The 23,952-nt window shown below is 65.2% G+C and carries 23 protein-coding genes and 2 pseudogenes; 14 read left to right on the top strand and 11 right to left on the bottom strand.

Annotated elements, in window-relative coordinates; translation table 11 throughout:
- Positions 1-5: 5 nt before the first annotated feature.
- From LRS09_RS23435 to LRS09_RS23425, 3 genes and pseudogenes are all read right to left on the bottom strand, one after another.
- Positions 6-887, bottom strand: a complete 882-nt coding sequence (locus tag LRS09_RS23435) for a hypothetical protein (RefSeq protein ID WP_257809415.1) — start codon at positions 885-887, stop codon at positions 6-8.
- Between the two features lie 125 nt (positions 888-1,012).
- The gene (locus tag LRS09_RS23430) at positions 1,013-1,300 is read right to left on the bottom strand and encodes a MoaD/ThiS family protein (RefSeq protein ID WP_257809414.1); all 288 of its coding nucleotides are present in this window, start codon (positions 1,298-1,300) and stop codon (positions 1,013-1,015) included.
- Positions 1,300-2,375: pseudogene (locus LRS09_RS23425) on the bottom strand (WD40/YVTN/BNR-like repeat-containing protein). Before LRS09_RS23425 ends, LRS09_RS23430 begins: the two are co-directional and overlap by 1 nt.
- Before the next feature lie 125 nt (positions 2,376-2,500).
- On the opposite strand from LRS09_RS23425, the gene LRS09_RS23420 reads away from it, so the two are divergent.
- The gene (locus tag LRS09_RS23420) at positions 2,501-2,923 is read left to right on the top strand and encodes a MarR family winged helix-turn-helix transcriptional regulator (RefSeq protein ID WP_257809413.1); all 423 of its coding nucleotides are present in this window, start codon (positions 2,501-2,503) and stop codon (positions 2,921-2,923) included.
- Between the two features lie 11 nt (positions 2,924-2,934).
- Here LRS09_RS23420 and LRS09_RS23415 read toward each other — a convergent pair whose 3' ends face one another.
- Positions 2,935-3,195 carry an Atu4866 domain-containing protein gene (locus LRS09_RS23415; RefSeq protein ID WP_257810298.1) on the bottom strand — a complete coding sequence of 87 codons (261 nt, stop codon included), beginning with the start codon at positions 3,193-3,195 and terminating at the stop codon, positions 2,935-2,937.
- Positions 3,196-3,655: 460 nt separating this feature from the next.
- Between LRS09_RS23415 and LRS09_RS23410 the strand changes: the two genes are divergently transcribed.
- A complete protein-coding gene (locus LRS09_RS23410; protein WP_257809412.1) occupies positions 3,656-4,552 on the top strand; it encodes an AraC family transcriptional regulator in 897 nt (298 codons plus the stop codon).
- Positions 4,553-4,564: 12 nt separating this feature from the next.
- Here the strand turns inward: LRS09_RS23410 and LRS09_RS23405 are convergent, their stop codons facing one another.
- Positions 4,565-5,275, bottom strand: coding sequence for a nitroreductase (locus LRS09_RS23405; RefSeq protein WP_257809411.1), 711 nt, complete (start codon positions 5,273-5,275; stop codon positions 4,565-4,567).
- 143 nt (positions 5,276-5,418) lie between these two features.
- Here LRS09_RS23405 and LRS09_RS23400 point away from each other — a divergent pair, with 143 nt between their 5' ends.
- Genes LRS09_RS23400 through LRS09_RS23370 form a run of 7 tightly spaced genes read left to right on the top strand, consistent with a single transcriptional unit; the run spans position 5,419 to position 14,078 of the window.
- Positions 5,419-6,003, top strand: a complete 585-nt coding sequence (locus tag LRS09_RS23400; protein ID WP_257809409.1) for a helix-turn-helix domain-containing protein — start codon at positions 5,419-5,421, stop codon at positions 6,001-6,003.
- A gap of 11 nt (positions 6,004-6,014) precedes the next feature.
- A complete protein-coding gene (locus LRS09_RS23395) occupies positions 6,015-8,468 on the top strand; it encodes an FAD-dependent oxidoreductase (RefSeq protein ID WP_257809408.1) in 2,454 nt (817 codons plus the stop codon).
- Entirely contained in the window at positions 8,465-9,136 is a 672-nt protein-coding gene (locus LRS09_RS23390) for an HAD-IA family hydrolase (RefSeq protein ID WP_257809407.1), read from the top strand. Before LRS09_RS23395 ends, LRS09_RS23390 begins: the two co-directional genes overlap by 4 nt.
- 4 nt (positions 9,137-9,140) lie before the next feature.
- Positions 9,141-9,992 (top strand): alpha/beta fold hydrolase, encoded by an 852-nt coding sequence (locus tag LRS09_RS23385; protein WP_257809406.1) that lies wholly within the window; start codon positions 9,141-9,143, stop codon positions 9,990-9,992.
- Between the two features lie 8 nt (positions 9,993-10,000).
- On the top strand, positions 10,001-11,182 hold the full coding sequence (locus LRS09_RS23380; RefSeq protein ID WP_257809404.1) for a pyridoxal phosphate-dependent aminotransferase: 1,182 nt from the start codon (positions 10,001-10,003) through the stop codon (positions 11,180-11,182).
- On the top strand, positions 11,182-11,631 hold the full coding sequence (locus LRS09_RS23375) for a DUF2867 domain-containing protein (protein WP_257809402.1): 450 nt from the start codon (positions 11,182-11,184) through the stop codon (positions 11,629-11,631). Before LRS09_RS23380 ends, LRS09_RS23375 begins: the two co-directional genes overlap by 1 nt.
- Positions 11,628-14,078 (top strand): FAD-dependent oxidoreductase, encoded by a 2,451-nt coding sequence (locus LRS09_RS23370; protein ID WP_257809400.1) that lies wholly within the window; start codon positions 11,628-11,630, stop codon positions 14,076-14,078. Before LRS09_RS23375 ends, LRS09_RS23370 begins: the two co-directional genes overlap by 4 nt.
- Before the next feature lie 23 nt (positions 14,079-14,101).
- Here LRS09_RS23370 and LRS09_RS23365 read toward each other — a convergent pair whose 3' ends face one another.
- Complete coding sequence (locus tag LRS09_RS23365) at positions 14,102-14,995, bottom strand: alpha/beta hydrolase (protein ID WP_257809398.1); 894 nt, start codon at positions 14,993-14,995, stop codon at positions 14,102-14,104.
- A gap of 149 nt (positions 14,996-15,144) precedes the next feature.
- On the opposite strand from LRS09_RS23365, the gene LRS09_RS23360 reads away from it, so the two are divergent.
- The gene (locus LRS09_RS23360; RefSeq protein ID WP_257809396.1) at positions 15,145-16,080 is read left to right on the top strand and encodes a helix-turn-helix domain-containing protein; all 936 of its coding nucleotides are present in this window, start codon (positions 15,145-15,147) and stop codon (positions 16,078-16,080) included.
- A 93-nt stretch (positions 16,081-16,173) separates the two neighbouring features.
- On the opposite strand, the pseudogene LRS09_RS23355 reads toward LRS09_RS23360, so the two are convergent.
- A pseudogene (locus LRS09_RS23355) lies at positions 16,174-16,637 on the bottom strand (L,D-transpeptidase).
- 318 nt (positions 16,638-16,955) lie between these two features.
- Here LRS09_RS23355 and LRS09_RS23350 point away from each other — a divergent pair.
- The gene (locus LRS09_RS23350; protein ID WP_257809395.1) at positions 16,956-17,123 is read left to right on the top strand and encodes a hypothetical protein; all 168 of its coding nucleotides are present in this window, start codon (positions 16,956-16,958) and stop codon (positions 17,121-17,123) included.
- A 63-nt stretch (positions 17,124-17,186) separates the two neighbouring features.
- Here the strand turns inward: LRS09_RS23350 and LRS09_RS23345 are convergent, their stop codons facing one another.
- On the bottom strand, positions 17,187-17,864 hold the full coding sequence (locus LRS09_RS23345) for a response regulator transcription factor (RefSeq protein WP_257809393.1): 678 nt from the start codon (positions 17,862-17,864) through the stop codon (positions 17,187-17,189).
- 89 nt (positions 17,865-17,953) lie between these two features.
- On the opposite strand from LRS09_RS23345, the gene LRS09_RS23340 reads away from it, so the two are divergent.
- Positions 17,954-18,691: a response regulator gene (locus LRS09_RS23340; RefSeq protein ID WP_257809391.1), complete on the top strand. Its 738-nt coding sequence runs from the start codon at positions 17,954-17,956 to the stop codon at positions 18,689-18,691.
- Between the two features lie 102 nt (positions 18,692-18,793).
- The gene (locus tag LRS09_RS23335) at positions 18,794-20,818 is read left to right on the top strand and encodes a hybrid sensor histidine kinase/response regulator (RefSeq protein WP_257810297.1); all 2,025 of its coding nucleotides are present in this window, start codon (positions 18,794-18,796) and stop codon (positions 20,816-20,818) included.
- A gap of 46 nt (positions 20,819-20,864) precedes the next feature.
- Here the strand turns inward: LRS09_RS23335 and LRS09_RS23330 are convergent, their stop codons facing one another.
- The 3 genes from LRS09_RS23330 to LRS09_RS23320 form a co-directional block, all read right to left on the bottom strand.
- Positions 20,865-21,047, bottom strand: coding sequence for a hypothetical protein (locus LRS09_RS23330; protein ID WP_257809389.1), 183 nt, complete (start codon positions 21,045-21,047; stop codon positions 20,865-20,867).
- A gap of 23 nt (positions 21,048-21,070) precedes the next feature.
- Complete coding sequence (locus LRS09_RS23325; RefSeq protein WP_257809380.1) at positions 21,071-21,439, bottom strand: hypothetical protein; 369 nt, start codon at positions 21,437-21,439, stop codon at positions 21,071-21,073.
- Between the two features lie 154 nt (positions 21,440-21,593).
- On the bottom strand, positions 21,594-22,580 hold the full coding sequence (locus tag LRS09_RS23320) for a LysR family transcriptional regulator (RefSeq protein ID WP_257809379.1): 987 nt from the start codon (positions 22,578-22,580) through the stop codon (positions 21,594-21,596).
- Positions 22,581-22,843: 263 nt separating this feature from the next.
- Here LRS09_RS23320 and chvE point away from each other — a divergent pair, with 263 nt between their 5' ends.
- Positions 22,844-23,911, top strand: coding sequence for a multiple monosaccharide ABC transporter substrate-binding protein (gene chvE / locus LRS09_RS23315; RefSeq protein WP_257809378.1), 1,068 nt, complete (start codon positions 22,844-22,846; stop codon positions 23,909-23,911).
- The last annotated feature ends 41 nt before the right edge of the window (positions 23,912-23,952 follow it).

Genomic DNA, 23,952 nt, shown 5'->3' with positions numbered 1-23,952 from the left:
TGGCTTTAGGCTGCCCAACGCTCATATGCGAGCCTGATCAGGTGTCGAATTGCCGTAGCTTTTGTCTGAACCTCATCAGGCTTTAACCGGATACGATATAGACTCCATCTCGAATCGTAGTCCATCACATCAAAACCTGCTTGATCTATGTGATCATCTACATCTTGAGACTTGGGTAATTTGACTTCAAGTCTCAGGAAATTCTTCTTCGGCCTAAATGATATGAAATTAAACGCTTGGTCAGATTTAGTGATGCCAATATAGTATTTATTGTATCTTAGAGACAAAACCCCATCTATCTCTTTTGCATAATTCAAGAGCGAATCTATTGCGCCGATCGTAATTTTTGATGCTCTATTCTCCCAATAACTTCGATCGGCGGGTTGCGCCTCGGCATCCTCGTCCTCGTCAACAAGACCTCTGGAAAGCTCGTCAACAACACGGGTAAACATCACCGTAAAGTGACCGCCGACACGAAATGCTTGGACTTGAATTGCAATGAGAGGGATTGCACCATTGAACAATGAAATTACGTTTAAGAATCGACTTGTAATATCCTCAGCTATTATTACCGCACAGTGATCATACTGCGGATAGCGTTTTCTTTCTATATCCCAATACTCTATGGTACGAATGATGTGCGTTTCGTCCGTGGAGCCCAACTGAATCTCGACTTCATAGCGGCGCTTAGAATCAGCATCTTGGAGCAATAGATCAAGCCGCCCGGCTTTTGGCTGAATTCGTTCTTTTTGCCGAAGCTCAAGTTCGCCCAACCCCAGGATGCTCGGATCCTTCGCAATCAGATCTTGCAGCCATTTTTCGCTCAGCCCGCTTGATGACCCAAGCAAAACACGCTCGGCTTGGATATATTGCTCCGCAAAATTCATACTTTGAACGTTTCCCAAGAGTTTTAAAAATTTACTTTAATGATGCAAAGAAAGGTGAAGTAGTCAATCTTCTGGAAACGACAAAGTGGATTGCAATGACATGACCTCGCTAGAGAGGAGGCTTCTCACCCCCCGCTGATCGCCGTGAACACGAACACCTCCGTTCCCGGCGGCAGCTTCGTGTCCAGATTCGCCCGCTCGCCGTCCACGAACACGTTCATGTGCCTGCGGATCGCCGGCCGCGTGTCGCGGATGCGGTCGGCCATGCCGGGCCAGCGGCGGTCGAGTTCGTCGATCATCTCGTCCACCGTCCGCGCCGACATCTCGACGCGCCGCGTCGAGCCGGGGAAAAGGTCAACCATCACGCCCTGAAGGCGCACTATGACCGGATTGCCGGCAGAGCCTTCGCCCATCAGTCGATCACATAGGTCTCGACGGACGAGATGGTCGGCAGGTGGTCGGCGATCGCCGTCCAGCTCTCGCCCTCGTCGGCGCTGGCGTACAGGTTCCCGATCCGGTGCCGAAATAGACGCCCGCCGGCTCTAGTCGATCGGTCGTCATCGCCTGGCGCAGCACGCCGAAATAAGCGTTCTCCTGCGGCAGGCCTTCGCGCAGATCCTGCCACGTTCGCCCGCCATCGCGCGTCCGCCAGACGGCCGCCTTCGCGTCGGGCACGTAGCGTCCCTCCTCCGCTCCGTTGAGCGGGATCAGGAACAGCGTGTCGGGGTCGCGCGGATGCGCGCCGGCCGGGAAGCCGAAGCTCGACGGCAGACCGTCCTCGATGCTCTCCCAGACGATGCCGCCGTCCTCCGAACGATACATGCCGCAATGATTCTGCTGGTAGAGCCGGTCGCCGCCGCCAGGCGCCTTGACGAGATTGTGCACGCACTGGCCGAATTCGGGATAGTTCTGTCCTTCGGGGAAGAAATCCGCCCGCGTGCCCTTGTTGCGCGGCTCCCAGGTCCTGCCGCCGTCCTCGGTGTAGAACACGCCGGCCGACGAGATGCCGATCCAGATCCGCTCCGGGTGCTCCGGGTCGAGCACGATCGAATGCAGGATCAGCCCCGCCCCGCCCGGGTTCCATTCAGGCCGGGTCGGATGGTCCTGCAATCCTTCGAGATGCTCGAATGTCTCGCCGCCGTCCGCGCTGCGGAACAGTCCCGCCGGCTCGACACCGGCGAACAGCTCGCCCTCGCGCGGCGCGATGCTCCACACGGCAGCGACCGGGTCCTTCCCGGCCTCGTAGGCCAGCCCCTGGCTCGAATGCGTCCAGGTCTCGCCGAGGTCGCGCGTGGTCCAAACCGCCGGCCCGAACCACGCATTGCCGCCCGCGCCATGCAGCGCGCCCGTCGCGGGGTCGGCGATGAAATGATGGATCGGCCAGTGGTTGCAGTAGGGTCCGCGCAGGCTCCACTGCCTGCGCTCTCCGTCGCTCTCCGCGATGAAGGCGCCTTTCTTTGTCCCGACCAGAACGAGCACGCGCGACATGTCCAATCTCCTCCAGCTCCGCAGCGCCCGGGCATTCTGCCTCGTTCGAAGGCGCTGGACAATTATGTTGGTATCAACGTAATTGGGCCATGTCGACAGCAACGCCAGCCCCTCCTGACATCCTCATGACACTGCACGTGCGCGACACGTGCCTGTGCCTGCACGCGCAGCGCGCCGCTCGGGTCCTTGCGCGACGCTTCGACGAGGCGCTGCGGCCGGCTGGCCTCACCAACGGCCAGTTCTCGATGCTGATGTCGATGAACCGGCCCGGCCCCGTGCGCATGCGCGAGGTGGCCACCCTGCTCGGCATGGACCGCACCACGCTGACTGCAGCGTTGAAAACGCTTGAGAAGCGCGGGCTGGTCGCCACGCAGGCCGACCCGGACGACCGCCGCGGTCGCATGCTCGCGCTGACCGACGCCGGACGCGACCGCCTCGCCGAGGCGTTGCCGATCTGGATCGAGGCCCACCGGAAAGTCGAGGTGCTGCTGGACGACCCCGCACGACTGCGCGCGGGGCTGAACGCCCTGACGGCCGCGATACGCTAGAGGCGAACGGTCTACCGCTCTCGGGTCATCACCATCCCGGCGTGGTAGAGCACGCCGTCGCGGAAGTCGCCATTGGCGGTGAAGCCGGTGTCATCGACATATTCGATATGGTCGCCAATGATCCAGTAGCGGCCCTGATATGCCTTTTCGCGGCTGCCGCGGGCTTCGACATAGCGCCCGTTCGGCAGCAATTCGTGCCGGATGTTGCGATTGGCCGTGACCCACATGCCGGCATAGGTGTGGGTGGCTGGTTTGACCTTGTCAGCCTGCATCAGAATGCTTCCTGTATTGGACCTGTCGACGTCAATCGTTTCTGGAGTGGCGAGCGCCGCGACCGCGAACATCGCAGCCGCGACGGCAAATCCCGGCAGCAGCCGGGAGAAATCGGACCTATCCATTCATCGACCTGCGCGGAGCGCGCCGGCGGCGCAGGCCCGCAAGAGCGCCGCGAACCACCGCCCAGGAAGGAGCCACGAACCGTCCGATGAATGCGTTTGAGGATATCTGCTGCATGGGAGGCTCCTTCCGTTTGCGTCTGCCCCGATCGGGCCAGTGCAAAATGCATCGACAGGGCTCTCGGGCGGTAGACCGATCGTCGCAAATGATTGCACGATCCTCCAAGTCTGGCCTGACAAGCCTTTCCTGTCGCGATCGAAGTCGCTAGCTGGATGTCAGTTCAGATGCTATATAAACAGGTACAACCAGCCTGTTCCACCGAAAGGCAGCGGACCCATGCGAAACGCACTTGCCTCTGAGATTGCCCGATTTGCCACAACAGACGGCATCCACCAGACCGCGATCCCGCGCCTCACCCTGATCAGGAAGTCCGCGCCGACGGAGCCGCTCCACGGCGTGCACCAGCCGTCGGTCTGCATCATCGCGCAGGGGAGCAAGCGGGTGATGATGGGCGATCAGGTCTTCGTCTACGACGCCGACAACTATCTCACCGTCTCGGTCGACGTGCCGATCGTCGGCCAAGTCGTCACCGCTACCGAAGAAGAGCCCTATCTCTGCGTCCGCCTCGACATCGATCCGGCGATGCTCGCGGAGCTCATCCTCGACATGCGCCTGCCTGAGACCGAGGAGCGGCGCTGCGAGTGCGGCATGGCGCTCGCCCGCACCACGCCGGAGCTGGCCGGCGCCTTCATGCGGCTGGTCTCGCTGCTCGCCTCCCCGGACGACATCGCGATGCTCGCGCCGCTGGCCGAGCGCGAGATCCTGTATCGCCTGCTGCGCGGGCCGCAGTCGGCAAAACTGCGCCAGATCGCCATCGGCGACAGCCGGATGCGCCAGATCAACCGCGCCATCGCCTGGCTCAGGAGCAACTACGCCGTCTCCTTCAGCGCCGAGGCGCTGGCGCAGGAGGCCCGCATGAGCCTGTCCTCGCTGCATTTCCACTTCAAGGAGGTCACGGGCGTCAGCCCGCTCAACTACCAGAAGCAGTTGCGGCTGCAGGAGGCGCGGCGGCTGATCCTTGGCGACGGGCTCGATGCGGCAACCGCTGGCCACCGCGTCGGCTATGACAGTCCGTCCCAGTTCAGCCGCGAATACAGCCGCCTGTTCGGCGCCCCGCCGCGCCGCGACATCGAGCGCCTGCGCCGCAGCCCGGGACCACTCGAGGAAGCCTGAGGCTTCCGTTCTTCACTTCACGAAGGTGACGAACTCGTCCAGCGAGGCGCGTTCGGTGCTGAAATTGTTCTCCGGCTTCGAGGTGTCCTCGTAGCCGATCGCCATGCCGCAGGTGAGGATCTCTTCGTCTGGAATGCCAAGCACAGGCCGGATCTGCTTGTGATAGGGCGCAAACGCCGCCTGCGGGCAGGTGTGCAGGCCCCTGCCCCGCGCCGCGATCATGATCGACTGCAGGAACATGCCGTGGTCGATCCACGAGCCCTGGTTCAGCCGCCGGTCGATGGTGAAGATCAGCCCCATCGGCGCGTCGAAGAAGACGAAGTTGCGGTCGTGCTGGGCGCGCATCTGGTTGACGTCGCGCTTGGGGATGCCGAGCGCGTCATAGAGCGCGAAGCCGACGGCGCGGCGCCGCGCGTAATACGGCTCGAAGAACTTGTCCGGATAGTATTTGTATTCGTCCCAGGCGATCTTCTCGGCACGGATGCCGGAGTTGAGCACGGCCTCGGACACCGCCTTCAGCTTCTCGCCGGTGACGACATAGACCTTCCACGGCTGCATGTTGGTGCCGGAGGGCGCGCGCGAGGCGACGGTAAGGATGTCGCGGATCGTCTGCTCGTCCACCATGTCTGGGAGAAAGGCGCGCACCGACTTACGCGACATGATCGCCGCGTCGACGATCGCACTCTCGTCGACAAACTCCGGTTTCAGTTGCGGTGCTGCCATCGGGTGGCCCTTCGACTCGTTTCCGGCCCACTCGCGGCGGGCAGGCGTCCCTGCAATTCGCACGAGGCACAGCCGACCGCAACCCCTGTGCCAGCAGTGAAATCCGGCTTGATTTTTTCATGCCATCGGCAATGATGAAAATCATGAACCATATTTCACGGCCTCCCCAGCCACCGAGGATCAGGCATCTCGCCTCGGATCTCAGGGCGCTGCGCAAGGCGCGCGGCATGACGCTGGCGGAGCTCGCCGCCCGCCTCGGCCGTTCGCTCGGCTGGGTCAGCCAGGTCGAGCGCGGCATCTCCTCGCCCGCGATTGCCGATCTGCGTGCGCTGGCCACGGTCTACGGCGTGCCGCTCAGTCTGTTCTTCGCCAATGACGATGGGCCGGAGGCCGAGCGCGGCGTAATCGTGCGCGCGGTCGGCCGCCGCCGGCTGGGCTCGAGCGACACCGGCCTCGTGGAGGAACTTCTCTCGCCCGACCTCGGCGGCAGTTTCGAGATCCTGCGCTCGGAGTTCGCGCCCGGTGCCGCCCTCGACAAGCCGTCGCTGCGCGCCACCGAGGAGGCCGGCTATCTGGTGTCGGGCCGTTTCGAGATCGAGATCGACGGCGTCTGGCACGCCCTGCGCGAGGGCGATTCCTTCCGCTTCCGCGAAAAGCCCTTCCGCTGGCGCAACCCGGGCACGGTGCCCGCCGTCGTCATCTGGGTGGTAAGCCCGCCGGTGTATTGAGGAGGATCGTCTTGGCTGATTTCCCCACCCAGGCCCGCGTGGTCATCATCGGCGGCGGCGCGGTGGGCGTGTCCTCGCTCTATCACCTCGCGAAAGCCGGCTGGACCGACTGCGTGCTTTTGGAAAAGAATGAACTTACCTCGGGCTCGACCTGGCATGCCGCCGGCAACGTGCCGACCTTCTCGTCGTCCTGGTCGCTGATGAACATGCAGCGCTACTCGGCCGAGCTTTATCGCGGGCTGGCCGAAGCCGTCGGCTATCCGATGAACTACCACGTCACGGGCTCGCTCCGGCTCGCCCACGGCAAGGAGCGGATGCGCGAGTTCCAGCGTGCCAAGGGCATGGGCCGCTACCAGGGCATGGCGATCGACGTGATCGGCCCGAACGAGATCAAGTCGAAATATCCCTTTATCGAACTGCATGACCTCGAGGGCGCGCTCTACGACCCGAATGACGGCGACATCGATCCCGCACAGCTTACGCAGGCGCTCGCCAAGGGCGCGCGCGACATGGGAGCCCGGATCGAGCGCTTCTGCCCGGTGACGGCCGTCCGACGCGACGGCGACGAATGGATCGTCTCGACGCCGAAGGGCGACATCCGCTGCGAGAAGGTCGTCAACGCTGCCGGCTACCGTGCCGCCGAGGTCGGCAAGATGTTCGGCCGCGACATCCCGATGATGGTGATGAGCCATCAGTATATCCTGTTCGAGGAGATCCCCGAGCTCGCCGCCTGGACGAAGGAGGTCGGCCACAAGCTGCCGCTGCTGCGCGACGTCGACACGTCCTATTACCTGCGCCAAGAGAAGGCCGGCATGAATCTCGGCCCCTACGAGCGCAACTGCCGCGCCCACTGGGCCACGCCCGACGACCGGATGCCGGACGATTTCTCCTTCCAGCTCTTCCCCGACGATCTGGAGCGGCTCGAATGGTATCTGAACGACGCCATCGCGCGCGTCCCGATCCTCGGCACGGCCGGCCTGTCCAAGGTCATCAACGGCCCGATCCCTTATGCGCCCGACGGTAACCCGCTGATCGGGCCGATGCCGGGCGTGCCGAACGCCTATGAGGCCTGCGTCTTCACCTTCGGCATCGCGCAGGCGGGCGGTGCCGGAAAGGTGCTCGCCGAATGGGTGATCGAAGGCGCGACCGAATGGGACATGTGGTCCTGCGACCCGCGCCGCTTCACCCAATTCGCGGCGGACCCCGATTACGCCGTCGCCAAGGGGCTGGAGATCTACGGCCACGAATACGCCATCTCCTTCCCCCGCCATGCCTGGCCGGACGGCCGCAACAGAAAACTCTCGCCAATCCACGACCGCATCGCCGCCCTCGGCGCCCAGTTCGCGCCCTACAATGGCTGGGAGCGCGCCACCTGGTATGCGAAGCCCGGCGACGACACGTCGGAGGAAGCAACCCAGACCTTCGACCGTGACGGACCCTGGCAGAAGCGCATCCGCGAGGAATGCCTCGCCGTGCGCGACGCCGCCGGCATCCTCGACCTGCCCGGCTTCTCACGCTTCCGGGTGCAGGGCGAAGGCGCCCGCGAGTGGCTGTCGGGCCTGATCACCGGCGTCGTGCCGAAGCCCGGCCGCATCGGCCTAGGCTATTTCGCCGACGACAAGGGCCGCATCGTCACCGAAATGTCGATCATGGCGCTGGCGGAAGACTTCTTCTTCCTGATCACCGCCGCCGTCGCGCAGCTGCACGACTTCGAGTGGCTTGCAAGTCACCTGCCACAAGGCGCTCAAATTGCTCTGAAAGACGCGACCGAAGATTTCACTTGTCAAATCCTCACCGGCCCCCGCGCACGCGACATCCTCTCGAAGGTCACCGACGCGGACCTCACGAAACCCTGGCTCACCCACCAGTCCTGCCAGATCGCCGGCCAGTGGCTCCAGCTCGTGCGCGTCTCCTTCGCCGGCGAGCTCGGCTGGGAGTTGCACACCAAGGTCGAGGAGACGGCGGCCGTCTTCGACGCCGTCTGGCAGGCCGGGCAGGCGCACGGCCTGAAGCCCTTCGGCATGTTCGCGCTGGATTCGCTCCGGCTCGAGAAGGGCTACCGCGCCTGGAAGCAGGACCTGTCGACCGACTATTCGGTCCTCCAGGGTGGGCTCGAACGCTTCGTCAGGTGGGACAAACCGGACTTCAAAGGCAAGGCGGCGCTTCTCAACGAGAAGCAGCAGGGCGTGACGAGGCGCTTCGTCACGCTCGTGATCGAGAATCCCGGCCCCTGCGACGCGCCCTATATGTCGACGCTCTGGCATGACGGCGCCATCGTCGGCGAGACGCTGTCGGGAGGCTGGGGGCACCGGGTCGACAAATCGCTGGCGCTGGGCATGTTGCGCGCGGACCTCACGGAGCCGGGCACGGCGGTCGAGGTCGAGATTTTCGGTGACCGGTTCCGGGCGATCGTGCAGAAGGACGAGCCCCTTTGGGACCCGACAAACGAGAGATTGCGCGTATGACGAACCTGCCCTTCCCGGACGAGAGCTTCGGCGCCTTCCTGTTCGACATGGACGGCACGATCCTCAACTCCATCGCCGCCGCCGAGCGCGTCTGGTCGGCCTGGGCGATGCGGCACGGCGTCGATGTGCCGTCTTTCCTGCCGACAATCCATGGGAGGCGGGCGAGCGAGACGATCCGGCAGCTGAACATCCCCGGAATGGACATCGTCGCCGAGGCCACAGCGCTGGCGCAGGCGGAGATCGACGACGTGGAGGGCGTCGTCTCCATCGCCGGCGCGGAAGCCTTTCTCGCCGCGCTCCCCGCCGACCGCTGGGCGATCGTTACCTCGGCGCCGCGCCGCCTCGCACTGCGCCGGCTGGAGGCCGCCGGCCTGCCGGTGCCTGCCACGATGGTCAGCGGAGAGGATGTTTCCAACGGCAAGCCCGCGCCCGACTGTTTTCTTCTGGCGGCAGAACGTCTGGGCCAGGCCCCGCACGACTGCCTCGTCTTCGAGGACGCCGCCGCCGGCATCGCGGCCGCGGAGGCAGCCGGAATGCGGGTGCTCGTCGTCACCGCCACCCATGCGCATGCGCCAGAGACGCCCCACCCCACCATTGCCAGCTACCACCACGTCCAGCCCCGCCTCGAAGGCGCCGGCCGGCTGATGTTCAGCTCGGCGAAGAGATAGACGCATGGAAACGATCAAGACCGTCCGACACGGCGGGCTGGAATTCTCGACGGGAGCCTTCGGCGATGCGGCGGATCCGGCCATTCTGATGATCATGGGCGCCACGGTGTCGAAGCTGTGGTGGCCGGAAGACCTGTGCGAAGCGCTTGCCGCCACAGGCCGCTTCGTCATCCGCTACGACAACCGTGACACCGGACAGTCGACCACCGGCGTGCCGGGAAATATCGACTATTCGATGGATGACATGGCCGACGACGCCCTTGCCATCCTCGACGCCTATGGCATCGAACGCGCGCATCTCGTCGGCGTGTCGCTGGGCGCGATGATCGGCCAGCTCGCGGCGTTGAAGCAGCCGGGGCGTGTTCTCACGCTCACCGCCATCAGCTCCTCGCGCTTCGACGAGGACGATCCAAGCCTGCCGGACATGGACCCGGCGCTGATGGCGCATTACGAGAAGATGGCCGATCTCGACTGGAGCGATCGCGACGCGGTTGTCGACTTCCAGGTCGAGAACTATCGCATCAGCCCCGGCGCGGACGCCGCCTTCGATCGCGAAGCGGCACGTTCGCTGGCCGAGCGTGAATACGACCGCGCCCGAAATCCGCAGTCGGCGATGAATCATTCGATGCTTGTGGGCGGCGATGCCTGGCGCGGAATGCTTGGCCGGATCACGGTTCCAGCGCTCGTCATACACGGCCGTCACGATCCGATCCTGTCCTTCCAGCATGCCGAGCGCTTGGCGGATGCCCTGCCGAACGCGAAACTCGTGGCGCTCGAGCAAGCCGGCCACGAGCTCAACCCGCGGGATTGGCCGATCATCGTGTCGTCGATCGAACGTCTGACCCGACCGGACTAGGATCGAAGATGCCTTACCCCTCCTCCCGTATTTCCGGCATCACCCCCTCCGGCAAGGACGGCTGGGAAGTCCATTTCGAGGCGATGACACGCAAGCAGGCTGGTGAGGACATCATCATGTTGTCGGTCGGCGACCACGACTTCGACACGCCCTCCGAGACCGTCGAGGCGGCGGTGAAATATGTCCGGGGCGGCTATCATCATTACACCCAGCTTCCTGGCCTGCCGCGTCTTCGCGAGGCGATGGCGAAGCTCTCCACCCGGTGCACCGGCGTAGCGACAAGCGCAGCCGAGATCCTCGCCACCCCCGGCGGGCAGGCCGCGCTTTTTGCCGCCGTGCAGGCGGCCCTCGATCCCGGCCAGCACGCGATTGTCGTCGCGCCCTACTACGCCACCTATCCCGGCACGTTCCGCGCCGCCGGCGCCGGCTTCACCGTGGTCGAAGCCCATGCCGAAGACGGCTTCCAGCCCGACCCGGCCGCGATCGAGAAGGCGATCCAGCCGAATACGCGGGCGATGCTGATCAACTCGCCGAACAACCCGACCGGCGCGGTCTATACGCGCAAAAGCCTCGAAGCCATCGCCGGCATCTGCCGCCGCCACGATCTCTGGCTGCTCGCCGACGAGGTCTACTGGACCATCGCGCATGGCGAACACATCTCGCCGCGCAGCCTGCCGGGGATGGCGGAGCGAACGCTGGTCATCAATTCGATGTCCAAGAGCCATGGCATGACCGGCTGGCGCATCGGCTGGCTCACTGGCCCCGAGCCGATGATCTCGCTACTGATCAGCCTCAACCTCGTCTCGACCTACGGCCTGCCCGACTTCGTGTCGCGCGCGGCGATCGAGGCGCTGGAGAACGACTGGGGCGTCGAGGAAATCGCCAGGATCTACGACACACGACGCCTCGCCTTCCTCGACGCCATCCGCGGCATCAACGGCATCACGGTCCGCGGCTCGGAAGGCGGCATGTATGTCATGCTCGACATCCGCGCGGTCGAGCCCGACGACGAGGCCTTCGCCTGGGGACTGCTGAACGCGGAGAAAGTCGCCGTCATGCCCGGCTCCTCCTTCGGCGACGCGGCCGCCGGCTGCATCCGCATCTCGCTCTGCCAGCCCGAGGATGTCTTGCGCGAGGCGGCGGCGCGGCTAAAGCGGCATATCGTCGATCTCGGCCAGGATTCGATGTGATGGCAGAGCCCGTTCATGGCAATCGTCCCAGTCTGGCACGGCCTGACCGCGCGCCGAACTGGAGCGACCGGCATGAGGGAAGCGTCAGTCCCGCGATCCGTGACGCGCGCACCGCCTATCTGAAGGCGATCCACGGCTTTCCCGCATGGGCCCGGATGGCGCTGCGCTTGCGCAACCGCATCGTCGCCCCGTTCGGATTGCGCACGGAGGGCGCGGAGGGCGGTGAGCTGATGGCGACGCTTCCGGTGGTTCATGAAAGCGCCGACCGCCTTGAAGTCGGCCTCGCCGACAAACACCTGACGTTCGCGATCGAGACCGCGCTCTCGGGGGGCCGCGCCGCCGTCACCACCCGGATCTGGTTCAACCACTGGTCCGGCCGCTTCTATCTCGCCGCCGTCCTGCTTCCGCACAAGCTGATCCTGCGGCATTCCCTGAGAGGGCTTGCATGACCGCACTTCCGTCCAAGGCCCGCGCGGTGATCATTGGCGGCGGCGTCTCCGGCTGCTCGGTCGCCTACCACCTCACCAAACTCGGCTGGACCGACGTGGTTCTCCTCGAACGCAAGCAGCTCACCTCCGGTACCACCTGGCACGCCGCCGGCCTGATCGGCCAGTTGCGCGGCTCGCAGAACATGACGCGGCTGGCGAAATATTCGGCCGACCTCTACGTCAAGCTCGAGGCCGAAACCGGCGTCGCGACCGGCATGCGCCAGGTCGGCTCCATCTCGGTGGCGCTGACCGAGGAGCGCAAGCACGAGCTCTACCGCCAGGCCACCGTGGCGCGCGCCTTCGACGTCGATGTGCGAGAAATCTCGCCCGCCGAAGTGAAGCAGATGTATCCGCACCTGAACGTCTCCGATGTCGTCGGCGCGGTGCACCTGCCGCTGGACGGGCAGTGCGACCCTGCCAACATCGCGATGGCCTTGGCCAAGGGCGCCCGCCAGCGCGGCGCGCTGATCTCGGAAAACACCAAGGTCACGAAGGTCCACGCCAGGGACGGCCGCGTCACCGGCGTGTCTTGGACGAAGGACGGCGAGGCAGGCACAATTGAGGCGGATGTCGTCGTCAACTGCGTCGGCATGTGGGCGCGCGACCTGGGTCAGCAGAACGGCGTCTCGATCCCGCTACACGCCTGCGAGCATTTTTATCTGGTCACCGAAGCAATCCCCGGCCTCACCCGCCTGCCTGTGCTGCGGGTTCCCGACGAGTGCGCCTATTACAAGGAGGACGCCGGCAAGATGATGCTCGGCGCCTTCGAGCCGGTTGCAAAGCCGTGGCCGCCGGCCGGCCAGCGCATCCGCGACGATTTCTGCTTCGACCAGTTGCCCGAGGACATGGACCATTTCGCCCCGATCCTCGAAATGGGCGTCAACCGCATGCCGATGCTGGAGACGGCGGGCATCCACACCTTCTTCAACGGTCCCGAGAGTTTCACCCCGGACGACCGCTACTATCTCGGCGAGGCGCCGGAACTGTCCGGCTACTGGGTGGCGGCCGGCTACAACTCGATCGGCATCGTCTCGTCCGGCGGCGCCGGCATGGCGCTGGCGCAGTGGATCAATGACGGCGAGGCACCCTTCGACCTGTGGGAAGTCGACATCCGCCGGATGCAGCCGTTCCAGAAGAACCGCACCTATCTGCGCGCCCGCGTCACCGAGACGCTCGGACTGCTCTATGCCGACCATTTCCCCTTCCGCCAGATGTCCTCTGCCCGCGGCATCCGTCGCTCGCCGCTGCACGAGCATCTCAAGGCGCGCGGCGCTGTGTTCGGCGAGGTCGCCGGCTGGGAGCGCGCCAACTGGTTCGCAAGAGAAGGCCAGGAACGCGACTACCGCTATTCGTGGCAACGGCAGAACTGGTTCGACAACAGCCGAGCCGAGCACATGGCGGTGCGCAGCGGCGTCGGCCTGTTCGACATGACCTCCTTCGGCAAGATCCGCGTCGAGGGCCGGGACGCACTGTCCTTCCTGCAGCGCGTCTGCGCCAACGATATGGACGTGCCCGTCGGCCGTATCGTCTACACCCAGATGCTCAACGCCCGCGGCGGCGTCGAGAGCGACCTCACCGTCTCGCGTCTGTCGGAGACTGCGTTCTTCCTCGTCGTTCCGGGCGCCACTTTGCAGCGCGACCTCGCCTGGCTGCGCAAACATGTCGCCGACGACTTCGCCGTCATCACCGACGTCACCGCCGCCGAAAGCGTGCTCTGCCTGATGGGCCCGAAGTCCCGCGAACTGATCCAAAAGATAAGCCCGAACGACTTCTCCAACGGAACAAATCCCTTCGGCACCTGGCAGGAGATCGAGATCGGCATGGGCCTCGCCCGCGCCCACCGCGTCACCTATGTCGGCGAACTCGGCTGGGAGCTTTACGTTTCCACCGACCAGGCAGCGCATGTCTTCGAGGCGATCGAGGACGCTGGTGCTGACCTCGACCTAAAGCTGTGCGGCCTGCACGCGCTCGATTCGTGCCGCATCGAAAAGGCCTTCCGCCATTTCGGCCACGACATCACCGACGAGGACCATGTACTCGAGGCCGGCCTCGGCTTCGCGGTGAAGACTGCCAAGGGCGAGTTCATCGGCCGCGACGCGGTGCTCAGGAAAAAGGAAGCCGGCCTAGTGCGCCGGCTCGCGCAATTCCGGCTGAAGGATCCCGCCCCCCTCCTCTTCCACAACGAAGCGTTGGTGCGCGACGGGAAGATCGTCGGCACCGTCACGTCCGGCAATTACGGCCATTTCCTCGGTGGCGCGATCGGAATGGGCTATGTCCCCTGCCCGGGCGAAAGCGAGGCCGACGTGCTCGCCTCGTCCTACGAGATCGAGATCGCCGGCGAGCGCTTCGCCGCCGAGGCGTCGCTCAAGCCGATGTACGACCCGAAGGCCGAGCGGGTGAGGATGTAACTTACTCGCCCGAACCTCTCCTCTTACAGGTGCTGCTTGAACCAGTCGCGCTGCGCCGCCGACGAGATCTTGAACGGCTCGCCCGTATAGGCTTCGAAATGCCCGCCCGGCAGTATGACCAGCTTCTTCGGCTCCAGTGCCTGCTCATAGGCCCGTGCGGTCATGTCGAACGGCGTCAGATGGTCGCCCGACGCCACCACGACCATCAGCGGCGTCGGTGCGATGCGGGCGATGTAGGTCGCAGGCTCGTATTCGGTGAACATTTCGATCGAGTGCAGCGTCACCTCGTTCTTCCAGTTGGTCTCGTGCTCCTTCGCGAAGCGCATGAAGAACTCGTAGGTGTCGGCCGTCGGCAGCGCGCAGGGCTCGCCCTCCGGCGCCGTGACCGGCATCATCGCGCCCGCCTCGCCGCGGGCGCGTGCGGCGCGGTCGCCATCGAAGGCGGCGCGCAGTCCAGCCCAATGGTCACCGCGGATCAGCCGCCGCGCCGTCTCGAAGCCCCAGGTGAGCGGCACCTGCGCGACGACGCACTTCACCCGCCGGTCGAGTGCCGCGACCACCAGCACATGACCGCCGGCATAGCTCGATCCCCACACGCCGATCCGGTTCGGGTCGACATCGGCCTGGGTCTGCGCCCAGGTGATCGCGTCACGATAGCCATTGATCTGCGCCCACGGATCGGCATGGCCGCGCGGCGTGCCGTCGCTGACGCCGAAATTGCGGTGGTCGTAGACGATGACGCCCAACCCCGCCGCCGAAAACACCTCGGCGAAGCTGTCGAGGAAGATTTCGCGCGTGGCGGTGAAGCCATGCGCCATGACGACGGTCGGCGCCGGCCCCTCCACTCCCTTCGCCTGGTAGTGCCAGCCCCGCAGGATTATGCCGTCCTCAGTTCTGAATTCGATGTCGCGTCGCATGCCGTCCTCCCGTGACAGGTTTCGAGACCGTCTTGATGCCGCGCCGGCGCGGGCCGCGCTTGCATGGGAGGGAAGCGGTTTGTTCGACAGGGAAGTGGTTGTGCGATAATCTTCGCCCGCGCCTCGGAGGATGGCGCTGGAGGATCATGATGACGGGCGGCACCTGGAGGTCCACCGACGTGCCGCAGGCGCTGCGCGCGGAGGCGACGCGCGCCATGCTGAGCGACGTCCACCTGCCCTGGTCGCTCGACCTGCCAGACCGTGCGCCGCACGACTGCCGGCTCGAATGGCATGGGCTGGGCGGCTGCACCATTGTCGAGTGCCGCAGCGCGCCGCTGTCGGGCTTCCGCGAGGCGCCGGACATCCGTCGTACCGAAGGCGATCATTTCGGCCTCCTCCTCGTCCTCTCCGGCCGCGAGCGCGTGCGTCAGGGAGACGTCGTCGCCACGCTCGGCCCCGGCGACATGCTCCTGTGGGACAGTTCCCGGCCGATCCGCTTCGAGATCGTCAACGCGCTGCACAAGGTCACGCTCATCGTGCCGCGCGAACGGCTTGCCCGCGCCGCCTCCGCCGAGCCGCGCGGGGCGACGCAGCTCGAAAGCCGCGGCGGCCTCGGCGCGCTGGCGGCTGGCCACCTGGCATCCCTCTCGAAAGTGGCTGCCGACATTCCCGCCGGCCACGCGCCGCTCGCCGCCGACATCCTTGTCGACCTGCTCGGCCGGATGCTCGACCCCGTCGCCCCCTCTCCCGCCGGCGGCGACCTCTTCGGGCGTCTCCTGCGGCATATCGAGGAGAACCTTGACGACCCCGAGCTCACGCCGTCGCGCATCGCCGCCCGGTTCGGCATCTCGCCGCGCTACCTGCACATGCTCTGGTCGGGCAGCGGCGGTACCGTCGCCACGCATATCCGCTCGCGCCGGCTCGACGCCATGCGGCGCGACCTCGCCGACCCGCGGCTCTCGCACCGCTCGATCACGGACATCGCGCTCGGCTGGGGTTTTTCCGACGCGGCTCACGCCAGCCGCGCGTTCAGCGCCGCGTTCGGCCATTCGCCCAGCGCCTACCGCTCCAGCCGGCGCGAGTAGCCGCAAACGGACTAAGCCCCGGCAGGCGGAGGTCAGCCTCCTGCCGGGGCAAAGCGGTCGCGTCGAGGGAACGACGGCGCTGCGCTCGGGAAATTACTGGACGATGACGATGCGGGTGTTCTGCTGCCCGAACGTCTTGACCAGGGTGTAGAACGCCTCGGCATTGGTCGGGTGCAGCCGGATACAGCCATGCGAGGCCGGGCGGCCGAGGTTCTTCACATGCGGGGTCGCGTGCACCGCATAGCCGCCGGTGAAGAACACCGAATGCGGCATCGGCGCGTTGTCGTATTTCTTCGAATACCACATCTCATGCATCCGCATGGCTTCCACGACCCGGTCGGGGTCACGTAGCCCTTCCCTGCGGTCGAGACCTTCCATTCATAGGTAGGGCGGCCGCCGACGCTGACCTGCATGGTCTGGGTGGAGATCTGCACGCGGGCGACGACCTCGTTCGAAACCGAAGCCGCGGCCGGGGCGTTGCCGGCGGCGAGCATCAGGCCGAAGCCGGTGGCCGCGATCGCGGCAATGTTGATGAAACGGGCGGTAAGAGCGGTCATTGGAGCCTCCATCTGTCTTGTTAGCGTCTGCTGCGCTTGGATGGAGGGAATTTGCAGCGGCTGTGTATCCCGCGAATTTCACACCGCGTTCATCTTTGTTTCGAATTGGTTTCCGTTTCGGACATTTTAGAAACGTCGCCGCCGCGATCCGGCAGCTTTCTGTCCCGCCGCACGAAATTCGCGGATTCCCAGCAACTTATGGCAACAAACGGCGATTTCGAGCGGCACAGTCTCGATACACGACCCGAGCATCCTGCGACCATGAAAGACAACGGCCCTGGCGCGGCACGCGCTGCCGGGCCTTGAGGAGAAGCGCTGATGCGTTCGAAACTCGGATCGACGGTCCTGATCGGGCTGCTCTACGGACAGGCGGCACTCGGCCTCGTGGCCGTCGGCGCCGTCCTCATGAAAGACCACGCCGGCGCGCAGGCGCTCGCAGCCCCGACAGTCGAGATCGCATCCGCGATGACGACGGCGGTCCGCTAGGTGCAACCCGGGGCAGGCAGATCGGTTGGAAAGCGCTCTGCGGGCAACACCCGCTTCGCGCTTCTATGCGCCTTTCGGCGGATCGAACCGGTATCCGGCCCCCCGCACGGTGACGATCGCCTCGGAATCGAGCTTGCGGCGCAGGCGCACGATGCGGGAATCGATCGACCGGTCGAAGGCGTCGTAGCTCTCGGCCGGGGCCGCCGCGATGATGTCGTCGCGGTTGATGACGGTATGCGGACGAGCGGCGAACAGCTTCAGCATGGCCACCTGGCCGGCGGAGAGCTGCTCCTCCTCGCCGGAATGGTGCATGACGAGTGCGGCCCGCAGGTCGACGGTGGAGTTCTCGAGCGGCAGCAGGTCGGGTGCGGGAAAGCCGCGCCGGGTCAGGATGCCGCCGATTCGGGTCGCCGCCTCGCGCAGGTTGAACGGCGCCTCGATGACGTCGGCAGCGCCGAGCTCGAGCGCGAGCACCTTTTCGATCAGCGCCGGCCCGGTCGAGACCAGGACGAAGGACGGCCCCTCCTCCCCGCCATAGTCGCGCAGGAGGTCGAGGCCGGACCCACCGGGAAGCTGCAGGTCGATGACCGCGAGATCCGGTTTGCCGGCGAAAAGCGGCCGCGCCGACCAGATTTCATGCGCCATCGTCACGTCGTGTCCGCGACGGCGCAAATATTCGCCGAGCTGGACTCCTGTCTCCTTGCTCGCCGAGACAACCGCAATCACCGCTCTGGCGGACATGGACCTTCCGAAAAAAAGAGATAAAGAGAGACTCGGGCATCATGTTTACACCCAATCTGCTTTCCGGAACCAGCAGGGAAGACAGCGCCGTGCGATCGAAAATCGTTGTGGTGGACGACGAGCCGGATCTTCGCGATGCGGTCGCGGAATATCTGACGGCGAGCGGCTATGACGTGACGGCTGTCGGCGACGCCGCAGCGATGCGCGAGATCGCCCGGGAGCAGACCTTCCACCTGGCGATCCTCGACATCTCGATGCCCGGCGAGGACGGACTCTCGCTCGGCCGCTGGCTGCGTTCCAAGATGCCGGTCGGCATCATCTTCGCCACTGCCTCCGGCACCTCGATCGATCGCATCGTCGGCCTCGAGCTCGGCGCGGACGACTACATCGTCAAGCCCTACGAGCTGCGCGAGCTTCTCGCCCGCGTGCGCTCCGTCCTGCGGCGCGTGCCAGCGCCCACCGGGACGGTGTCGGACGACGACGGCCCGCTGCGCCCCGCCCGCCGCGTCGTTACCTTCGGCGGCTTCTCGGCCGACCTCGACGGCCGCATGGTGACGGGACCGAGCGGCGGCATGGTCGAAATGGCCAAGAGCGAGTTCGACGTTTTGGAGGTCTTCCTCACCCGCGCCAACCGCCTGCTCAGCCGCTCCGCGATCGCCGAGGCGATCGGGCTTGTCGAGGAGGCCGACGATTCGCGCGCCCTCGACATCCGCATCATGCGCCTGCGCAAGAAGATCGAGGCGGATCCGTCCAATCCCCGTTTCTTGCGCACCGTACGCGGCGAAGGTTACATCTTCTCGCTGTCCGATGCCGGAAAGACCGCCTAGGGAGGCTGCGTGCGGGACATTACTCTGGCCGCCATCGAAGACATCTCCCAAGCCCGGCAGGAGTACCAGTCGCGCGGGCTCACGGTGGTGGTGGCGGACCTCATGCGGCGCCTGCGCCAGTCGATCGACTGGCAGCAAGAAATCGACGACGCACTCGCCATTCTCGGCATGGCGTTCGGCTGCCATCGTTCGGTGCTGTTTCGCATGCGCGACATCTCCGGCCAGGGCTTTTCCCAGACGATCTTCTCCTACTGGATCGACCGGACCATACTCGGGCCGGAAGGCCGGCCGACCACCATCGTCAAGTCGATGATCGAATCCGATCCGCTGCTGCAGCAGCTGTCCGAGGAGGCCCGGCGTGGCATCGTCTTCGCCGGCCACACCCGCGAGCTGAGCGGCTTCCTGCGCGAGGATTTCGAACGCCAGCGGATCAAGTCGTTCATATCCTATCCCGTCTTCGCGCATGGCTATGTGTGGGGCACGCTCGCCGTCAACGACTGCGTCACAGAGCGCAACTGGACCGACGAAGAGCACTCCGCGCTCAGCATGGTGGCGCTGATCATCGGCGACGCGATCGAACGCTCGCAGACCGAGGCGCACATCGCCGAGACCTTCCGCACCACGATGCTCAACGCTGCCCTCGACGGCATGGTGATCATCGATGAGAGCGGCGGCATCATCGAATTCAACCCGGCCGCCGAGCGTATGTTCGGCTGGAAGAAGCACGACGTACTCGGCCGCAACATCGTCACGACGCTGATCCCGCTCGAATACCGGCCCATGCTGATCAACGGCCTGCGCTCCTATCTCGAGAGCGATGCCGGCCGGATGATCGGCAAGCGCTTCGAGATGAACGGCACCAACGCCAAGGGCGAGATCTTCCCGGTCGAGCTCACCATCTCCGAGGTAAACGCGGCCGGGCGCAAGCTGTTCATCGGCGCGGTGCGCGACCTGCGCGAGCGGCGCCGCGCCGAGGAAGAGATCAACCGCCAGCGCGAACGGCTGCACCAGAACGAGAAGATGGCGGCGATGGGTTCGCTGCTCGCCGGCGTCTCGCACGAGCTGAACAATCCGCTCGCGGTTGTGGTCGCGCAATCGACGCTGCTGCACGAATTCGCGCCGGACGCCTCGACAAAGACGCGCGCGGAGAAGGTGCGCGCCGCCGCCGAGCGCTGCGGTCGCATCGTCAAGAGCTTCCTCGGCATGGTGCGGCTGCATCCGACCGCGCAAGCCGAGACCGACCTCAACCAGGTGATCCGCTCCGCGCTGGAGATCAGCGCCTATGGTGCACGGTCTTCCGGCATCGTCGTCGAGACGTCGTTCTCGCCTGCTGCCCTCCCCGTGATCGGCGACGCCGACCACCTGACCCAGGTGGCGGCGAACTTCCTCGTCAACAGCCAGCACGCTCTGGCCTCCGTTAACGGGGAGCGGCGCATCAAGGTCCGCACCGAGCGCACGCCGTCCGGGCTTGCCCGCTTCACGGTCGAGGACAACGGCCCCGGCATTCCGAAGGAGATCCGCGACCGTATCTTCGAATCCTACTTCACCACCAAGCCGGTGGGCGTCGGCACCGGCATCGGCCTGTCGATCTCCAAGTCGATCGTCGAGCGCCACAACGGCAAGGTCTGGTACGAAGAAAGCGACACCGGCGGTGCGCGTTTCGTGGTTGAGCTTCCGCTGGTATCCCGCTCGCTCGGCGAGATCGCGGGTGCTGCGCCGAAGTCCACCAATCTCCGCACGGCGCTCATCATCGACGACGAGCCGGACGTCGCTGCGTCGCTCGCCGACATCCTGGAACTGATGGGCATAAAATCCGTCATTCATACTGGATGGACCGAAGCGCGCGAGGGCGTCGACCGGCTCGACATGGAAATCGACATCGTCTTTTCGGACCTTCGCATGCCTGGCGCGAGCGGGCTCGAGATCTACCGTGAACTGACGCAGAAGCGGCCGCATCTCGCGCGCCGCTTCGTGCTCGTGACCGGCGACAGCCTCGGCGCGCGGGCGGAGTTCGAGGAGATCGCGCCGAAGCTCAGGCCGCTCCTGATGGAAAAACCCTTCTCGACCCTCGACGTGCGAGGCGCGCTCGCAGCCGTCACGGACCAGATCGGCGCGGAGCAGAGCTGACCGCTCGGGACCGTGTCGAAATTCGGCTGGCGGCCAATGGTGGCTCTCAGCGCTGCCTCATCGCCTCGACGTCGAGCACATCGTGCCGCGCGATGACCGCGAAGGCCTCCACCTCGTCGGCGACGAAGAAATCCCATTCCTTCGTCCTCAGGCGGAGCCAGACCGTCTCCTGCGAGAAATGCCTGGAGCAGGTGCGGCTGACATGCGGATTGCGGCGGGCGATGTGCATGCTCGTCTCCTGTCGGTGTCGTCTCAGTGGCGGATGTCCGCATCCGCGAGGCGGATGGTGCGCTTGATGCCGCTGTCCTTGGCGATCGCCAGGATGCAGTCGAGCGTCTCGGAGCCCCAGGCCTGGCCGGCGCAGGCCTTGTCGGTTTCAGTCGCGACGACGAGGCGCGGCGCCTTTTCGGTCGTCACGACGACCTGGATAGCCGGCGTCTCGGGCTCGACTGCGGCGAAGGCGGCGCGCGGAGACGGCAGGAGCATCATGAAGGCGATCGCGCCGACGGAGACGACGGAGAACATCGCCATCTGGTTTTCCGAGGTGCGGGTGCGCACGGCGATGCGCGGAAGCGCGGCGAGAACGGAGCGGCGGGCGGCGGGGGCGGCGAGAGCGGACATGGCGTTGGGTCTTTCGTTTGAAGTGGTTCCCTGATGACGCGCCTTGTAGGGAATAGCCGTATCTCCGCAGTGCCGCAGCGTTAACCTCTTTGTAACGAGGCTGTTTCGAATTTCTTTCGTTTATTGCTCGTTTCGACGCGAGAACGAAACTTGCTTACCGGAGCTGGTTCCGGATCTGGTCGTAGAGGATCTGCGCCGCCGGCGAGAGCGAGCGGCTGCGAACCGTGATCAGGCTATAGGGCTGGACGACGATTTCGAACTCCGTCGGCAGGATTTCGACCGAGCCGTCGAGGTCACCCCTGCCACGCAGGAAATTGGCCACCTCGATCGACACCGCCGCGATCGCATCCGACTGCGCCACCATCACCAGCGTCAGCAGCAAGGAGGAGGTGTTCAGGACGCGGTCGGGCAGCGGCGCGTCATGCGAAACGAAGATGCCCTCCAGCGTGCGCCGCAGCAGCGAGCCGCCCGGCTGCAACACCCAGTCGAACTTGTGCAGCTCATCCAGCCGCACCGCGCCGTGGCCAAGCAGCGGATGGCCGCGCCGCACGATAAGGCAGGCCTTCTCGACGCCGATCACGCGCGCTTCGAAGAGACGCGGATTGAGGTCGTCAGGAATGCGGGCGACGATGAAATCGTGCCGCGAGGCGAGCAGTTCCTTGGCGAGCACGGCGCTGGTCTCGACCTGCATGTTGATCTCGACCTTCGGATAGGTCTCGCGCACGATCTTGATCGCCGGGATGACGAGGTCGATGGCGGGCGCCGTCACCGCGCCGAGATAGACCGAGCCGCCTTTGCCGCTGCGCAGGTCGGCGATCTCGCGGTCGACCTCGCGCAGTTCGAGCAGCACCGATCTCGCACGCCGCGCCAGGGCCGTTCCGTAGGGCGTCAGCGCCACGCCGCGCGGCAGCCTCTCGCAGATCGGCGCGCCGACGAGCGCCTCGATCTCGGCGATCATGCGCGATGCAGCCGGCTGCGAGATGTTGAGCACGGAGGCAGCCGCACTCACCTGGCCATGTTCATCGAGTGCGGCGACCATGCGCAGGTGGCCGACCTTCAGGCCACCGCGCGCCAGCGTTTCGCCGTCGCCGTCGCGCTGTCCCGCCCAGGCCGGATTGGTCCATCCCTGACGATCCGACATCCTGTTCCCTCCGCGGCAATACATACCGGGCTTGATATACCAATCGCCCGTCTTTGCATTTGACAGTTATATCTTTCACCGACACGTTCGTCATCCAGCGCGGTCCCGGCGATCATCGATAAAGAGACGTCGGGCGAAGGGAGGAGCTTTCAGGCCGCGCTCCGCCAATCGCGGCATGCGCCGCGCCCCCATTCGCCCTGCCGTCCAGACACCGATGCAGCCTCTGCCGGCAGCCCCGACACCACTCCAAAGGGAGGAACGACGTGAAATTCCTGAAGACAATCGTGGCGGCGGCTGCCGTCTCCATCCTGGCCATGGCCCCGCAGGCCTTTTCCCAGGAAAAGGGCCTCGTCGGCATCGCCATGCCGACCAAGTCGTCGCTGCGCTGGATCAGCGACGGCGACAGCCTGAAGGCCGCGCTCGAAGGCAATGGCTACACCGTCGACCTGCAATATGCCGAGGACGACATCCCGAACCAGCTCGCGCAGATCGAGAACATGGTGACCAAGGGCGCCAAGGTGCTGATCATCGCCTCGATCGACGGCACCACGCTGTCGGACGTGCTGCAGAAGGCGCATGACGGCGGCGCCAAGGTCGTCGCTTATGACCGCCTCATCCGCCAGAGCGGCAATGTCGACTACTACACCACCTTCGACAACTTCAAGGTTGGCGTCCTGCAGGCCGAGTCGATCCTCAAGGGCCTCGGCTATCCCGAGAACAAGGGCCCCTTCAACATCGAGCTGTTCGGCGGTTCGCCGGACGACAACAACGCCTTCTTCTTCTACGACGGCGCCATGAGCGTGCTGCAGCCGCTGATCGACAAGGGCGACCTGGTCGTCAAGTCTGGCCAGATGGGCATGGAGAAGGTCGGCACGCTGCGCTGGGACGCCGCCGTCGCGCAGGCCCGCATGGACAACATCCTGTCCGCCAACTACTCCGACGGCAGCCGCGTCGACGCGGTTCTCGCCCCCTATGACGGTCTGTCCCGCGGCATCATCTCGTCGCTGCGCGGCGTCGGCTACGGCACCGCCGACCAGCCCTGGCCGATCATCTCGGGCCAGGACGCCGAGACCCCGTCGATCAAGGCGATCATCGCCGGCGAACAGTATTCGACGGTGTTCAAGGACACCCGCGAACTCGCCAAGGTGACCGCCAAGCTGGTCGACGACGTGCTCGCCGGCAAGGAGCCGGAGATCAACGACACCAAGACCTATGACAACGGCGTCAAGGTCGTCCCGTCCTACCTGCTTGTGCCGGTGTCGGTCGACAAGTCGAACTACGAGGAGATCGTGGTCAAGTCGGGCTACATCAAGGCCGAAGACCTGAAGTAAGCGCCGGCTGAGTGAGTTCTTCTCCCCGTATACGGGGAGAA

The sequence above is a fragment of the Mesorhizobium sp. J428 genome (genome assembly GCF_024699925.1).
Lineage (GTDB): Bacteria > Pseudomonadota > Alphaproteobacteria > Rhizobiales > Rhizobiaceae > Mesorhizobium_A.
The sequence above is the reverse complement of the archived record's forward strand: the minus strand, read 5'-3'. Positions and strand labels throughout refer to the sequence as shown.

What these genes read in the sequence shown, in the direction of transcription:
- LRS09_RS23430 (WP_257809414.1), bottom strand. Translation starts at nt 1,300, where the DNA reads ATGGGCGAAGGCTCTGCCGGCAATCCGGTCATAGTGCGCCTTCAGGGC.
- LRS09_RS23435 (WP_257809415.1), bottom strand. Translation starts at nt 887, where the DNA reads ATGAATTTTGCGGAGCAATATATCCAAGCCGAGCGTGTTTTGCTTGGG.
- LRS09_RS23325 (WP_257809380.1), bottom strand. Translation starts at nt 21,439, where the DNA reads ATGTCCGCTCTCGCCGCCCCCGCCGCCCGCCGCTCCGTTCTCGCCGCG.
- LRS09_RS23400 (WP_257809409.1), top strand. Translation starts at nt 5,419, where the DNA reads ATGAACCATATTTCACGGCCTCCCCAGCCACCGAGGATCAGGCATCTC.
- LRS09_RS23345 (WP_257809393.1), bottom strand. Translation starts at nt 17,864, where the DNA reads ATGTCCGCCAGAGCGGTGATTGCGGTTGTCTCGGCGAGCAAGGAGACA.
- LRS09_RS23380 (WP_257809404.1), top strand. Translation starts at nt 10,001, where the DNA reads ATGCCTTACCCCTCCTCCCGTATTTCCGGCATCACCCCCTCCGGCAAG.
- LRS09_RS23365 (WP_257809398.1), bottom strand. Translation starts at nt 14,995, where the DNA reads ATGCGACGCGACATCGAATTCAGAACTGAGGACGGCATAATCCTGCGG.
- LRS09_RS23370 (WP_257809400.1), top strand. Translation starts at nt 11,628, where the DNA reads ATGACCGCACTTCCGTCCAAGGCCCGCGCGGTGATCATTGGCGGCGGC.
- LRS09_RS23320 (WP_257809379.1), bottom strand. Translation starts at nt 22,580, where the DNA reads ATGTCGGATCGTCAGGGATGGACCAATCCGGCCTGGGCGGGACAGCGC.
- LRS09_RS23410 (WP_257809412.1), top strand. Translation starts at nt 3,656, where the DNA reads ATGCGAAACGCACTTGCCTCTGAGATTGCCCGATTTGCCACAACAGAC.
- LRS09_RS23335 (WP_257810297.1), top strand. Translation starts at nt 18,794, where the DNA reads ATGCGGCGCCTGCGCCAGTCGATCGACTGGCAGCAAGAAATCGACGAC.
- LRS09_RS23385 (WP_257809406.1), top strand. Translation starts at nt 9,141, where the DNA reads ATGGAAACGATCAAGACCGTCCGACACGGCGGGCTGGAATTCTCGACG.
- LRS09_RS23375 (WP_257809402.1), top strand. Translation starts at nt 11,182, where the DNA reads ATGGCAGAGCCCGTTCATGGCAATCGTCCCAGTCTGGCACGGCCTGAC.
- LRS09_RS23415 (WP_257810298.1), bottom strand. Translation starts at nt 3,195, where the DNA reads ATGCAGGCTGACAAGGTCAAACCAGCCACCCACACCTATGCCGGCATG.
- LRS09_RS23330 (WP_257809389.1), bottom strand. Translation starts at nt 21,047, where the DNA reads ATGCACATCGCCCGCCGCAATCCGCATGTCAGCCGCACCTGCTCCAGG.
- LRS09_RS23360 (WP_257809396.1), top strand. Translation starts at nt 15,145, where the DNA reads ATGACGGGCGGCACCTGGAGGTCCACCGACGTGCCGCAGGCGCTGCGC.
- LRS09_RS23420 (WP_257809413.1), top strand. Translation starts at nt 2,501, where the DNA reads ATGACACTGCACGTGCGCGACACGTGCCTGTGCCTGCACGCGCAGCGC.
- LRS09_RS23350 (WP_257809395.1), top strand. Translation starts at nt 16,956, where the DNA reads ATGCGTTCGAAACTCGGATCGACGGTCCTGATCGGGCTGCTCTACGGA.
- LRS09_RS23405 (WP_257809411.1), bottom strand. Translation starts at nt 5,275, where the DNA reads ATGGCAGCACCGCAACTGAAACCGGAGTTTGTCGACGAGAGTGCGATC.
- LRS09_RS23390 (WP_257809407.1), top strand. Translation starts at nt 8,465, where the DNA reads ATGACGAACCTGCCCTTCCCGGACGAGAGCTTCGGCGCCTTCCTGTTC.